Raw genomic sequence first — 13,101 nt, forward strand, 5'->3', positions numbered from 1 at the left:
GCCGTCCGCAGCGACACAGCGCGCCGTTCGGCCGATGGATCATGTGGCCGAATTCGCCGCCCGAGGAATGGGTGCCGGTGAACAATTCGCCCTTCAGCACCAGCCCCATGCCGATGCCGTGCGACAGGAGGATGGCGATGAAATCGTCGCGGTAACGATCGGGGTCGCGCCAGCGCAGCGCCACCGCCATCATGTTGCAATCGTTCTCCATAATGGCTGGGATGCCGAACTCCTCTTCGAATATGTCGGCGAAGGCGATGTCGGTGTGCGGCGTGATCGGCGACCACAGCATGGCGCGGGCACGGGTGTCGGTGATGCCCTGGACGGCCAGCGCGATACGAGCGATGCTGCGCACGTCCAGGTCGGGATCTTCCAGGCGGCGCCGCACGATTGCCGTGCACTCACCGATCAGCGAGTCGCGCGACATCGTCAGCGTGTCGAGCCGGCGCTGTTCCTCGGATATTACCTGGCCGGCATAGTCGATGACGGCGACCGAGAGGAAGTTCAGCGACAGCACCACGGTCATTACCGCGGCCGCTTCCGGATTGAGGCTGAGGCCGACCTGCGGACGGCCGCGTTTGAGCGAGCCGGCCTCGCTCGGCTTGCTTTCGGTCAGGATGCCTTCGACGATCAGGTCGGATGAGATCGCCGAGATCGTCGAATGGCTGAGGCTTGTGGTTGCGGCGATCTCGGTGCGCGACGGCTGTCCGGCGCGGCGCACCGCCGCGATCACCATCGCGCGGTTGCGGCGGCGCAAATCGTCGTGGCGGATTCCGACCGACATGCTCTTTCATATCCTCCCGGTCGCCGCGGTTCTTCCTGCCCTGGAACGCTGTCGGTGACGCGGTCAAATACTGGCAGAAGCCGCGCGCCGTGTCATTTATTTATTCCGAGGCCCGAAAAAAATTCGAAACGACATCAAAATCCATCAGAATCGATGTTGACAGCGTTCGGGCGTTGGCCCAGTATTTTTTCGAGGCTCGAAAAAATAGGGCCTCTGTGCCGGCCCTCGGGCCAGTTTGGTCGCGCCATACGCGGCGCAGGGAGGATAATATGAAAAGATTCACAGCCGCCATCCTGGCGGGTGCCGCCATGTCGCTGACGCTCGCGTCTGTCGCGCAGGCGAAGGACAAGGTCGTCGGCGTTTCGTGGTCCAATTTCCAGGAGGAACGCTGGAAGACCGACGAGGCCGCCATGAAGACGGCGATCGAGGCCGCCGGCGACAAGTACATCTCCGCCGATGCGCAGTCCAATCCCGGCAAGCAGCTTACCGACGTCGAAAGCCTGATCTCGCAGGGCGCCAATTCCCTGATCATCCTGGCGCAGGATGCTTCGGCCATCGGCCCGGCCGTGCAGAAAGCCCTGGACGAAGGCATTCCGGTCGTCGGCTATGACCGGTTGATCGAGAACAAGGATGTTTTCTATCTGACCTTCGACAACAAGGAAGTCGGCCGCATGCAGGCCCGCGAAGTGTTCAAGGTCAAGCCGGAAGGCAACTACGTCTTCATCAAGGGCTCCGGTGCCGATCCCAATGCCGACTTCCTGTTCTCGGGCTCGATGGAAGTGCTCAAGGAAGCCATTGACAGCGGCAAGATCAAGAATGTCGGCGAAGCCTACACGGATGGCTGGCTGCCCGCCAACGCCCAGAAGAACATGGAACAGTTCCTGACCGCCAACGACAACAAGGTCGACGCGGTGGTCGCGGCCAATGACGGCACTGCCGGTGGCGTCGTCGCGGCGCTGACGGCTCAAGGCTTGGCCGGCACCGTGCCGGTCTCGGGGCAGGACGGCGACCACGCCGCGCTGAACCGCATCGCCCTGGGCACGCAAACCGTGTCGGTGTGGAAGGACGCGCGCGAGCTCGGCAAGAATGCCGCCGAGATCGCCTCGCAACTGGCCGACGGCAAGAAGACGAGCGACATCGCCGGCGCCAAGGACTTCACGACGCCGGGCGGCAACACCGTCAAGTCGCTGTTCCTGACCCCGGTTGCCATCACCAAGGACAATCTCAACGTCGTCATCGACGCTGGCTGGATCAAGAAGGACGAAGTCTGCGCGGGTGTCGCTGCCGGCACCGTCGCGGCCTGTAACTGATCCGGACCACTTCGAAATATCTGAACGCCGCGGCCCAAAAGCCGCGGCGTTTTCTCAAAGAATTGTGTTTCCGCATCATGCGGATAGCTTCTAGGCTGGGCTCCGGCATGCGCGTCAGACGGCCAGCCGGTGGGAGGAAATCATGACCGACACGACGTCCAACCCGCAGGCCGATACGGCGCGCGCGTCGGAACTCGGCGCCGTCGCCCGGTTCCTGAAGGCGACCGAGATCGACACCCGGATGATCGGCATGATCGGCGCGCTGCTGGTCATCTGGATTGGGCTGCATGTCATTTCCAGCCTGCGCCTCGGCGTCAACCCGCTCGATTTCGACAGCCGCACCTTTCTCACGCCGCGCAATCTGTGGAACCTGTCGGTGCAGACATCCGCGGTCGCCATCATGGCCTGCGGCATGGTGCTGGTCATCGTCATGCGCAACATCGACCTGTCGGTCGGTTCCGCCGAGGGCCTGATCGGCATGGTGATGGGATTTGCCCAGGTGCATTTCCTGGTGCGTTTTGTCGGGCTCGAACTCGGCAATCCGTGGATCTGGGTCCTGGCGCTGGTCATCGGCCTGGCGCTCGGCCTGTTGATCGGCGCCTTTCAAGGCTTCGTCATCGCCTATCTCGAAGTGCCCGCCTTTATCGTGACGCTGGGCGGCCTGCTGGTCTGGCGCGGTGCTGCCTGGTGGGTCACATCAGGCCAGACCGTGGCGCCGCTTAACGCCACCTTTCAGCTGATGGGCGGCGGGCCGGCGGGATCGATCGGCGCAACCTGGAGCTGGGTTGTCGGGATCGTCGCCTGCCTCGCCGTGGTGTTTGGGCTGTTCAACGGGCGGGTGCAGCGCAAGCGTTTCCGTTTTCCGCTACGTCCGATCTGGGCCGAGGCGCTGCTCGGTGTCGTCACCTGCGGCGCCATCATGGGTGCGGTTTGGCTCGCCAACTCCTACCCCTGGCCGATCGGCATCGTGAACAGATATGCGGCCGCCAACAACATCACCGTTCCCGAAGGCGGCCTGTTCATCGCCCACGGTATCGCCATACCGGTGCTGATGGCGGTCGCCGTCGGGCTGGTCATGACCTTCATCACCAACCGCACCCGTTTCGGCCGCTATGTCTTCGCCATCGGCGGCAATCCCGAGGCGGCCAATCTCGCCGGCATCAACACGCGCTGGATCACCATGAAGGTGTTCATGATCATGGGCGTGCTGGCCACGATTGCCGCGGCGATCTCCTCGGCCCGGCAGAATTCGGCCACCAACGTGCTTGGAACGCTCGACGAGCTGCTCGTCATTGCAGCCGCCGTGATCGGTGGCACATCGCTAGCCGGCGGGTCGGGAACGATCATCGGCGCCATGCTCGGCGCCCTGCTGATGCAGTCGCTGCAGTCCGGCATGGTGCTGCTTGGTGTCGACTCGCCGCTGCAGAGCATCGTCGTCGGCGCCGTACTGGTGATCGCCGTGTGGCTCGACACCGTCTATCGCAAGCGCGTCTAGGAGGGCATGCCATGACTGACAAGACTGCTCCTGCAGCCACCGCGCTGATCGACATGAGGAACATCTCGATCGCGTTTGGCGGCATCCGCGCCGTCGACGACGCCTCGATCGATCTTTTCCCCGGCGAGGTCGTGGCGCTGCTCGGCCATAATGGCGCCGGCAAGTCGACATTGATCAAGATCCTGTCCGGCGCCTACAAGCGCGATTCGGGCCAGATCTTCGTCAACGGCGAGGAGGCATCGATCTTCAACCCGCGCGACGCCAAGAAATACGGCATCGAGACGATCTACCAGACGCTGGCGTTGGCCGACAATGTCGACGCCGCCGCCAATCTGTTCCTCGGCCGCGAGTTGATGACCGCCTGGGGCACGCTCGACGACGTTGCCATGGAGGCCGAGGCGCGCAAGGTGATGGGTCGGCTCAATCCCCGGTTCCAGCGTTTCAAGGAGCCGGTGATCAAGCTGTCGGGCGGCCAGCGGCAATCGGTGGCGATTGCGCGTGCGATCCTGTTCAACGCCCGCATCCTGATCATGGACGAGCCGACGGCCGCACTTGGTCCGCAGGAAACGGCGCAGGTCGGCGAACTGGTTAAGCAGCTCAAGTCCGACGGCATCGGCATCTTCCTGATCAGCCACGACATCCACGATGTGTTCGAGCTTGCCGACCGGGTCTGCGTCATGAAGAACGGCCAGGTGGTCGGCACCGCCCGCACCACTGATGTCACCCAGGACGAGGTGCTGGGCATGATCATTCTGGGCAAATGCCCGCCAGGCGCCATTCCCGGACCGGGCGCGGCGAAGATCGCGGCCTGAGATCAAGCCAGATCGCGGTTGCCGGACACGTGATATGCCAGCCGTAGGGATGGCTTGGCCTTGGCATTGTGTTGGCAGGGCGACTTGCGCATAAAGGTCCGACATTGCTCAGGGACCGCACGATCCGTTGAAGAAGCTTTTCCCGATCATCGCCTTTATCGCCGTCGCGCTGATCAGCATGGTGATGGCAGGTTTTGCCTACTTCGCCACGCAGGAAGCCGCGCGCATCAAGTTCGAGGCGACTGCCGACGATGCGCTCAACCGGATCGAGAGCCGCATCGACCTGCATCTGTCGCTGCTGCGCTCGACGCAGGCCCTGTTCGACGCCCGCAATGGCGATATTTCTCGCAATGAGTTCAAGGCCTTCTTCACCGCGCTCGATGTCGACAAGAATTTCGCCGGCTTGCGCGGTATCGGCTTCCTCAGGCTGGCAAAGACGGGCGACGAGGCGACGGTCGAACGCGACATGCTGCACGATTATGGCGTCAGTCATCCAATCTACCCGGACACCACGCAACCCTGGCGCACCCCTATCGTGCTGTTCGAACCGCTGGATCCATCCAATCAAGCCGGCATCGGCTACGACATGTTCAGCGAACCGGTGCGGCGTGCGGCGATCGAAAAGGCGATGTCCGACGACCAGCAGCATGCCAGCGGGCTGGTGCAGCTAGGCCAGGACACGGGCGCCGCGCAGACGTTCACCGGCTTCTTCGTTTTCGTGCGGCTCAATGTCGAAACCGCTCCCGACGTCATCAATGCTTCGAGATCCTCGACATCAGGTTTTCTCTATGCGGCCTTTCGGGCTCGCGATCTGTTCCGGACCGCGCTCAGCCGGTCGCCGCTTTTGCCGGTCAACACCGAAATCTATGATGGCGATGGTGCCGTGAACGGCGACAATCTGTTGTTCCGGTCGGAGACGCCGCCGGCTTCCACTTTCGGGAACAGGCTGCTGGTCACGCGAAAGATCATCGTCGCCGGACAGCCATGGACTGTCCTGTTCCGGCCGACAAGCGCCTTCTCGCAGCCGTCGTCGCGCGCCATTCCGGTGATGCTGGGGCTGTTCGGCCTGCTGTTGGCGGGCGCAATCGCGCTTGTGGCGCGCTATCAGGAGCGGGCCTATGAGGCAGCGTCGCGATTGCACGAAACGACGGAAAAGAGCCTGATCGAAAAAGACCTGATGCTGCAGGAGATGAAGCATCGCATCAAGAATTCGATCACCAGGGTGCTGGCGATCGCGCGTCAGACGGCATCGCGGGCGACCGACGTCAACGAGTTTTCAGCGTCCTTCTCGGCTAGGCTGCAGGCGATGGCGGCCTCCCAGGACATGCTGACGCGCTCACGCTGGCAGAAGGCCGATCTTGGCGATCTCCTGCGCATCGAGCTGGGTCAGGTGTTCGGCAAGGAGCTACCCGCTGAGCTGTTGTCGGGACCACAGGTGCTGCTCGACGAAACCACAACGCAAGCGCTCGGCCTGACCTTCCACGAACTGGCGACGAATGCGCTGAAGTACGGCGAAGCCGGCAATTCCGTTGGAGCGCTGAAGGTGGACTGGTCGGTCGAAGGGCGCGGGCGCGACAGGTTGCTGGCTCTCAACTGGCGCGAAAACGGGCAGAAGAAACTCGAAGCGCCCGACAAAACCGGCTTCGGCACCAAGCTGATCGACCTCAACGTGACGCGCGAACTGCGCGGTACGATCAAACGCGATTACCAGGCCAATGGGCTGAACGTGGAAATCAAAATCCCGCTGGCAAGCTGACGGTGATCGTCAGGCGGCCAGGATCAAGCATCCAAACATAGAAAATCCGGAGGCCGGCAGACCGGTCTCCGGATCGATGGCTAGATTATCATCGCTGATTAGTTGCAGCGAGCCGTGTAGGTGCCGCGACGATCACGGTACACGCAACGGCCATCCCGCAGCTTGCGAACCAGCAGGCCCGATCCGGCACCGACAGCCGCGCCGATCAGCGCGCCCTTGCCGCCGCCGACCAAGCCGCCGACACCGGCGCCGATCAAGCCGCCGCCAACCACGTCCTGCTCGGTCGTTGTGCAGCCGCTGACGGCAACCACCGCAACCAGGGCAATAATCATCTTCCGCATAGAGTCACTCCTCACTTTTTGTCCTCACTTCGTAAAGCTCCAGCTGCCATCTAGCATGAAATGACGGCCTTTGCTGCTGCAATCTATTGTTGGTGAAGATAGTCTTTTTCTGGGCGTATCGTGTTCGATGCCATTACCAGGCTGGAAATTGCCAAAGACGCGTCAAGCGTACCATCGGCGCGCACATTCCAGACGATCTGATCATAGTCGTCCTCAAGCGCCGGATCGACCGCAAGGCATTTGGCGACGATGTGGTCAGCCTGCCCTTGCACGTCGCCCAAGACAAATGGGCGTTCGGCCACGCATTGCTCGGCCGTCGCGAAAACGCTTACGGGCACCTGGAGTTCACGGCAGTCGGCCATCGTGTTCGAGCAACCGATGACCAGCAACAATGCAGCGATATGTTCCATGGCGAGAAGTCCTCTCGCCATAGTAACGGTCTACATTCGCCAAAGTTCCTGGTTGGCTTGATCGGCCGGGGAAATAAGATGGCGCTACAGCCGATTCGGCCACCGGCCGAAACGACGTGGCCTAGTAGACCAGTTGGTGCAGGGCGACCGCCATGATCACCGCCACCAAGGCCAGCGCAACAAGGCGCAAAGCTCCGTTGGGAACAGGAGCCAGCGGTGGCGCGGAAGCCTCGGAGTCCTCAAACTCGCCCATGGAAATCCGGGCGGCCTGCTCCAGTCTGTTCATGTCGGCAACCGTCAAGGCATTCCTCCCACCATGCTGCAAATCCTGCTGCGGAAATGTTCGGTGATGCAACAAGTTCCAGCGGTATCCGGGAAAAACAGCATCTGCTTTTATGGTGAACGGCGGGTTAAGGAAGGTCGCTCAATCCGTCTCGAAATTGCCGTGCGGAACGACAAGGCGGTATTCAAGGCGGCCAGCCGCGATTTCGAGCGTCGCCGTTCCGTTCAGTGACGCCGGCACGACCCGTTCGAGTGCGACGCTGCCGAAGCGCTTCTCGCTACGCCTGACATCACCGGCTCCGATTGCCTCCGCCCATGTCAGGGACAGGGAGGTTCCCGTGTCGTCGGCGGTCAGGTTGGCTGTAACGTTGACGTACCCGCCGGGCCGCGACAGGGCGCCGTAGCTCACCGAATTGACGGCGAGTTCATGCATCGCAAGGCCGATATGCAGGGCAGCGTTGGGATTGAGATAGGGGTTTGCCCCCTGAAACCTCAGGCTCCGAACCGGATCGCCGCCATAGCGGCCAACCTGGCCCGATACGAGTTCGCGAAGTGCTGCACCCCGCCAGTTGGAAGAGGTCACGAGATCCTGGGACGAGGCCAGCGATTGCAGCCGGCCGCGAAAGCGTGTCAGGAAATCGCCGATGCTGTCGGAGTAGCGGCCGGTCTGGGTGGCTATGCTCTGGATGATCGCCAGCAGGTTTTTGGAGCGATGGCTCACCTCTCGCAACAGCGTCGTCAGGGTCTGCTCGCGGCGCTTCTGCTCCGTCGTCTCGACCATCGTGGTGACGACGCCTTGCACGGTGCCACCATCGCCGTGATCGGCATCGATCCACACCTCGAACCAGCGGCTGCCATCCTCGACGGGAACGCTGATCTCGAGACGTTGAGGGTTGCCGGATGCAATGACGTCGCGCTTGGCCGCGCCGATGCGGTCGGCCTGCGCCTCCGGCAGGATGCCGATGCTGTCGGCGGTGTCCGAAACCCAGGGCGCACGCATGTTGCGCGCCCATACGGTTTTCATCTCGCGATCCTGGTAGAGAACGGAAATGCCGGCATTGTGCAACGCGTGAAGAAGAGCACGACCGAGCTGCATGCCGCTGTCGGCGGGATGGAGGGCGATGACTTCATCGCTTTGCACGGCGTCTTTCCTGTTTCCGGTCCTGGAACCCATCGGCCAATCTGTCCACCCAATTCAGGCTGAACGGCTCATCGTTGAATGGGTTCCAAACAGGTTTCCGGAAAACCCGCCGCCAAAAACGGTCCGCCGGACGGCGTCCTTTGAGGGACACCGCCCGGCGGTGGCTGGAAACCGTTTGAGGGGTGCGGCTTCCAGTGTTCGGCCGTCCGTCCTTACGAAGCCCGCTTGAACAGGCCCGCAAGAAGCGAAATGATCAGGAAGGCGAGAAAGATGAAAAACAATATCTTGGCAATTCCAACGGACGTGCCTGCAATACCGCCAAAACCAAGCGCGCCGGCGATGATCGCCACGACGAAAAATACGAGCGCCCAGTAAAGCATGATCCATCTCCTTCGAATGGTGCGATGAAAACGTCGGTGGTTGCGGTTTGTTCCCACCCTTTGCCGAAAAAGACCGTGCTTGCAATCGTTCGAGCAGGACGCGCAGGAAATTAGCCGTCACCGCGCGATGCGTGCATCAGGCGGCCCGAAGTGAAGAATTGAGGAATTGATGAATTGACGATTTGATGATCTGGAGAAATCGGCAAGCGAGGCTATCGCCTTCGGTTCGTCAATTCCTCCACTCCTCAATTCGCGACTATGCGGCTGCTTTCGCCTGCCGGTCAAAGAACAGTGCCTGGCTGATCAGCGCCTTGACCATGTCGGGATTGAACGGCTTGGTGACCAGGAAGGCCGGTTCCGGTCGTTCACCAGTCAACAGGCGCTCGGGGAAGGCGGTGATGAAGATGACCGGCACCGACGTCGATGACAGGATTTCGTTCACGGCCTCGATGCCGGAACTGCCGTCGGCAAGCTGGATGTCGGCCAGCACCATCTTCGGCCGCGTCTTGCCGAACATCATCACTGCCTCGGCATGGGTGCGCGCCGTTCCAACGACGCGGTGCCCGAGGCTCTCGACCATTTCTTCGATATCCATGGCGATCAGTGGTTCATCCTCGATGATCAGAACGTCGGTTGCCACCTGACGGGATATCTCGTTGCTCGCCTGGGCAAGCAACTCTGAAAACTCCTGGTCACCGACGTCAAGGATCTCAGCCGCTTCCTCCTCGCTGAAGCCTTCGACCGCCACGAGCAGGAAGGCCTGACGGGGCCGTGGTGCAATCGCATTCAGATTGGCGGCGGTGCGCTGTTCCCACGCCGATTGCGCCTGTTCCTGTGGAACGCGGATGGCGACCGATGTGAAAAGCTTGGCGAAAACCTTGTACAGCGCGATGCGGTCGCTCGATGCTTCGGGAAATATCTCGATATCGGCGATGATGGCTTCAAGCATCGCAGCGACCAGCGCGTCACCACTCTCTTGCGACCCGGAAACAGCCCGCGAGAAGCGGCGCAGGAAGGGCAGATGTGGTGCGATGGTGGCGGATAAGCTCATGGTAAGACGTCTCCCTCAGAATGACGCGATTGCGTAGCAGGTCAAGCTGACTGCAAGCCCTGATAACGCCGATTTTTTGAAAAAGTTCCACCTCGACGGAACAAAAGCCGGGGAGTGGCGTTTGTGGTGGGGATGGGCAACCAGACGAGGGCGCCGCTTGCGTTGTGTTGAGTACGGCAAGAGCGGCTTGAGCGCTGGGAATACAAGGGCAAAATGAAGGATATGACGAAAGATATTCTGACTGGCGCCGAGAGCAGGCGCCGGAACGGTTCTGGTGACGCTCTTGGGCCGAACTCCGAAATCGGACGCAAACTCAAACAATATTACGACGCGCTGGTCTCCGACGATGTGCCGGATCGCTTTTCGCAGTTGCTTAGCCAACTGGAACAGGCTGAACCCGCACAGAAGAAGGACTGAGGCATGGCCGCGGTCTCACAAGGCTTCAAGACTGATCTGCTTGGGGCAATCCCAAGTCTGCGCGCGTTTGCCGTGTCGCTGACGCAAAATGCCGATAAAGCCGACGACCTCGTCCAGGAAACACTCGTCAAGGCTTGGGACAAGCATGAGAGCTTCCAGCCCGGCACCAATCTCAAGGCCTGGCTTTTCACCATCCTGCGCAACGAGTTCTATTCGCAAATGCGCAAGCGCGGGCGCGAAGTGCAGGACAGCGACGGTATCATGACGGCCAGGCTTGCCGTTCATCCGGCCCAGCACGGTCAACTCGACCTGAAGGACTTTCGCGGGGCGCTGGAGCAGTTGCCGGAGGACCAACGCGAAGCCATCATCCTCATCGGCGCATCTGGTTTCTCCTACGAGGAGGCCGCGGAGATCTGCGGCTGCGCGGTGGGGACGATCAAGAGCCGCGTCAGCCGAGCCCGTACCCGCTTGCAGGAGATCCTGAAAATATCAGGTGAGGACGAGTATGGTCCGGACGCGATTTCGGCCCAGGTAACGAGTTCGCCGGCGAGCTGACCGCGATCGCGTCTCAAGCGCGTCCGCAGGCCGCCGCGACCGCTTGCACCAGGTCTTCGCCTGAGTAGGGTTTGCCAACCAGCCTGACGCCCGGAAACGATGCCTTGATTTCATCGGCATCCGAATAGCCGGACGCAAACACGAAAGGTATGCCTGCCGCGCGCAGCCCGGAAGCGAAATCGATCGTCGAGGCGCCGCCCAGCATCAAGTCGACAATGGCTGCATCGAATCGCGTGGCGACTTCCCGGCCATCGACCTCGGTCAGGTCACGGGCGATCACCACCTCATCGGCGCCATGATCGCGGCAAAGTTGCTCGACATCCATGGCGATGAGAAATTCGTCCTCCAAAACGAGAATCCGCAATCCGTCAAGCAATGTGGGCACAGGCAAAGACTCCTTGAAACGCCGGAGTCATGATCGCTAATTGGCTTGCTGTCATTTAAAAAAGACATGTGGCCAGCGGGCGGAACCTCAATCCTTGCAACGCGTTGAAACGCGGCTCTCCAAGAGCGGCTTTCGAAGGGGGTCGAGCGGGCTTTCGAAGGGGGCGAAATGTCAGTCCAGAACAATAACGCTTTCTCCAGCCGCCAATATCCTTGCGAGAACTGCCCATTGCGGCCGTTGCCGGTTTTCCGCGACTTCGAAGAACAGGAGCTGGCCTTCATCAGCAAATTCAAGAAGGGTGAACTCGCGGTCGATAAGGGCGACACGGTGCTGGTGGAGGGAAGCCATAGCGCCCATCTCTACACCGTGCTCTCCGGCTGGGCGTTTCGCTACAAGCTGCTGCGGGACGGCCGTCGCCAGATCCTCAATTATCTCATGCCCGGGGATCTGATCGGCCTGCAAGGCAGTGTGCTGGGCGAGATGCAGCATTCCGTCGAGGCACTCTCACCGATGCTGCTGTGTGTTTTCGAGCGCGAATATCTGCACGAGCTGTACCGCAATCATCCCGGGCTGGCCTACGACATCACCTGGATCGCATCGCGCGAGGAGCGGATGCTGGACGAGAATCTGCTCAGCCTCGGGCGCCGCAGTGCGATCGAGCGCGCCGCCTATCTCATCGCCTTCATCGGTAGCCGGGCCAAGGTCGTCGGACTGAATGGCAGCCAATCCGTCCAGATACCGATCACGCAGCAGCACATTGCCGATACGCTCGGCCTGTCGCTGGTTCACACCAACAAGACGATCCGCAAGCTGATGGATCGCAAGCTGATCGTCTGGCGCGACGGCGGCTGCGCGGTCTCCGACAATGAAGGGCTCAAGCGGCTCGCCGGCTGGGAAGGGCTGGGCGAGGCGCGCCGGCCATTAATCTGAGGAAGCGTCTTTTTGCGAAGCCGGCGGATCGGGTGCGCGCTGATGCGTTTTCGGCTACTTTGTCCGCAGTGCCGGAACCATGAGGCGCGCAGCGCGTTTGAAACCGAGCAATCACAAGGAGTTAAGCCATGGCCACTGCCGCAGGAAAGACCGCAACCGACGCCCGTGCAAATGCGGACCTGGAAGCCGACATCAGGCAGTTGAAGGCCGACATCGACAAGCTCACCAAACAACTGGCCAAGACCGGCGAGCATGGCTATGGCACCGCGCGCCGTGCAGCGACAGAAGGGGTCGAGCAGTTGCGCGCGCAGGGCGAAGCAGCCTTTGACAGCTTGCGCAGCAATGCCAAGGACATCGAAGCGCAGATGATGGCAAGCGTGCGTGAAAAGCCGGTGACGTCACTGGCAATCGCCGCTGGCGTCGGCTTCCTTTTCGCGCTCATCGCGCGTCGCTAGTCGCGCTACAGATGGGAATGTTGGCAACCCTGATCTCGGGCCTCGCCTCGGGGGAAACCGTGGCCGCCGTTCATCGGGCGCGCACGGCGGCAATCGTCTATGTGATCGCCATGGCCGCTGCGCTTTGCGGTCTCGGCTTTCTGGTCGGGGCCGCCTATATCTGGACGGCGATGCGCTACGGGTCGCTTGCCGCCGCGCTGGGGTTTGGCGCCGGTTTCCTGGTGCTCGCCGGACTTATCCTGCTGATCTACCGGATATCCGCAGGTTCGCGCGCCCGGCGCCGGGCGCAGCGCCGCAATGCCGACATGAAGGCGATCGGCGTCACCGCCGCACTCGCCGTGCTGCCGAGCCTGCTCAAGGGAAAAGGCGGTCTCGGCGCTATTCTGGGGCCGGCCGTGGCGCTCGCGGCCTACGCCATCTACCGCGAGAATGTGAAATCCGACGATCCGGATGAGAGCGAGCGGACATAGAGCTGTTGGGAGATCACTTCGACAGCTCTTCCAGAGGCATCGATATTTCGGCAAACACGCCTTCCGGCCGGAATTCATGGGTCACTTCGCTGGAAATGACCTTGGCCAGGCTGCGGCGAATGAGGAT

At 61.5% G+C, this 13,101-nt stretch carries 17 protein-coding genes; 9 read left to right on the forward strand and 8 right to left on the reverse strand.

The window, feature by feature from the left end; translation table 11 throughout:
• A partial coding sequence (locus tag EN914_RS07590; protein ID WP_164778679.1) for an ROK family protein occupies positions 1–784 on the reverse strand: 784 nt, incomplete at its 3' end.
• 269 nt (positions 785–1,053) lie between these two features.
• On the opposite strand from EN914_RS07590, the gene xylF reads away from it, so the two are divergent.
• The 4 genes from xylF to EN914_RS07610 all read left to right on the forward strand — a co-directional run bounded on the left by xylF (position 1,054) and on the right by EN914_RS07610 (position 6,157).
• Entirely contained in the window at positions 1,054–2,094 is a 1,041-nt protein-coding gene (gene xylF / locus EN914_RS07595; protein ID WP_013529274.1) for a D-xylose ABC transporter substrate-binding protein, read from the forward strand.
• Positions 2,095–2,236: 142 nt separating this feature from the next.
• Complete coding sequence (locus tag EN914_RS07600) at positions 2,237–3,589, forward strand: sugar ABC transporter permease (protein ID WP_024503007.1); 1,353 nt, start codon at positions 2,237–2,239, stop codon at positions 3,587–3,589.
• A gap of 11 nt (positions 3,590–3,600) precedes the next feature.
• Entirely contained in the window at positions 3,601–4,401 is an 801-nt protein-coding gene (locus tag EN914_RS07605) for an ATP-binding cassette domain-containing protein (RefSeq protein WP_024503008.1), read from the forward strand.
• 127 nt (positions 4,402–4,528) lie between these two features.
• Positions 4,529–6,157: a CHASE domain-containing protein gene (locus EN914_RS07610; protein ID WP_024503009.1), complete on the forward strand. Its 1,629-nt coding sequence runs from the start codon at positions 4,529–4,531 to the stop codon at positions 6,155–6,157.
• Between the two features lie 98 nt (positions 6,158–6,255).
• Here EN914_RS07610 and EN914_RS07615 read toward each other — a convergent pair whose 3' ends face one another.
• The 6 genes from EN914_RS07615 to EN914_RS07640 form a co-directional block, all read right to left on the reverse strand.
• The gene (locus EN914_RS07615) at positions 6,256–6,498 is read right to left on the reverse strand and encodes a YMGG-like glycine zipper-containing protein (RefSeq protein WP_024503010.1); all 243 of its coding nucleotides are present in this window, start codon (positions 6,496–6,498) and stop codon (positions 6,256–6,258) included.
• A gap of 83 nt (positions 6,499–6,581) precedes the next feature.
• On the reverse strand, positions 6,582–6,908 hold the full coding sequence (locus EN914_RS07620) for a hypothetical protein (protein ID WP_013529279.1): 327 nt from the start codon (positions 6,906–6,908) through the stop codon (positions 6,582–6,584).
• A 121-nt stretch (positions 6,909–7,029) separates the two neighbouring features.
• The gene (locus tag EN914_RS07625; protein ID WP_013529280.1) at positions 7,030–7,209 is read right to left on the reverse strand and encodes a hypothetical protein; all 180 of its coding nucleotides are present in this window, start codon (positions 7,207–7,209) and stop codon (positions 7,030–7,032) included.
• Positions 7,210–7,332: 123 nt separating this feature from the next.
• Positions 7,333–8,364 (reverse strand): sensor histidine kinase, encoded by a 1,032-nt coding sequence (locus tag EN914_RS07630; protein WP_027163155.1) that lies wholly within the window; start codon positions 8,362–8,364, stop codon positions 7,333–7,335.
• A 179-nt stretch (positions 8,365–8,543) separates the two neighbouring features.
• The gene (locus tag EN914_RS07635) at positions 8,544–8,711 is read right to left on the reverse strand and encodes a DUF1328 domain-containing protein (RefSeq protein ID WP_024503012.1); all 168 of its coding nucleotides are present in this window, start codon (positions 8,709–8,711) and stop codon (positions 8,544–8,546) included.
• Positions 8,712–8,967: 256 nt separating this feature from the next.
• Positions 8,968–9,762 (reverse strand): response regulator, encoded by a 795-nt coding sequence (locus EN914_RS07640; RefSeq protein ID WP_013529283.1) that lies wholly within the window; start codon positions 9,760–9,762, stop codon positions 8,968–8,970.
• 213 nt (positions 9,763–9,975) lie between these two features.
• On the opposite strand from EN914_RS07640, the gene EN914_RS07645 reads away from it, so the two are divergent.
• Complete coding sequence (locus tag EN914_RS07645; protein WP_032809255.1) at positions 9,976–10,179, forward strand: NepR family anti-sigma factor; 204 nt, start codon at positions 9,976–9,978, stop codon at positions 10,177–10,179.
• 3 nt (positions 10,180–10,182) lie between these two features.
• Entirely contained in the window at positions 10,183–10,734 is a 552-nt protein-coding gene (locus EN914_RS07650) for an RNA polymerase sigma factor (RefSeq protein ID WP_013529285.1), read from the forward strand.
• A gap of 13 nt (positions 10,735–10,747) precedes the next feature.
• On the opposite strand, the gene EN914_RS07655 is transcribed toward EN914_RS07650, so the two are convergent.
• A complete protein-coding gene (locus EN914_RS07655) occupies positions 10,748–11,059 on the reverse strand; it encodes a response regulator (protein WP_050580453.1) in 312 nt (103 codons plus the stop codon).
• 228 nt (positions 11,060–11,287) lie between these two features.
• Between EN914_RS07655 and EN914_RS07660 the strand changes: the two genes are divergently transcribed.
• The 3 genes from EN914_RS07660 (at position 11,288) to EN914_RS07670 (ending at position 12,974) form a co-directional block, all read left to right on the forward strand.
• The gene (locus EN914_RS07660; RefSeq protein ID WP_024503014.1) at positions 11,288–12,049 is read left to right on the forward strand and encodes a Crp/Fnr family transcriptional regulator; all 762 of its coding nucleotides are present in this window, start codon (positions 11,288–11,290) and stop codon (positions 12,047–12,049) included.
• A gap of 128 nt (positions 12,050–12,177) precedes the next feature.
• A complete protein-coding gene (locus tag EN914_RS07665; RefSeq protein ID WP_013529287.1) occupies positions 12,178–12,504 on the forward strand; it encodes a YqjD family protein in 327 nt (108 codons plus the stop codon).
• A gap of 11 nt (positions 12,505–12,515) precedes the next feature.
• Entirely contained in the window at positions 12,516–12,974 is a 459-nt protein-coding gene (locus EN914_RS07670) for a hypothetical protein (RefSeq protein ID WP_013529288.1), read from the forward strand.
• Positions 12,975–13,101: the final 127 nt, after the last annotated feature.

The organism is Mesorhizobium sp. M7A.F.Ca.CA.001.08.2.1, assembly GCF_003998455.1.
GTDB lineage: Bacteria > Pseudomonadota > Alphaproteobacteria > Rhizobiales > Rhizobiaceae > Mesorhizobium > Mesorhizobium ciceri.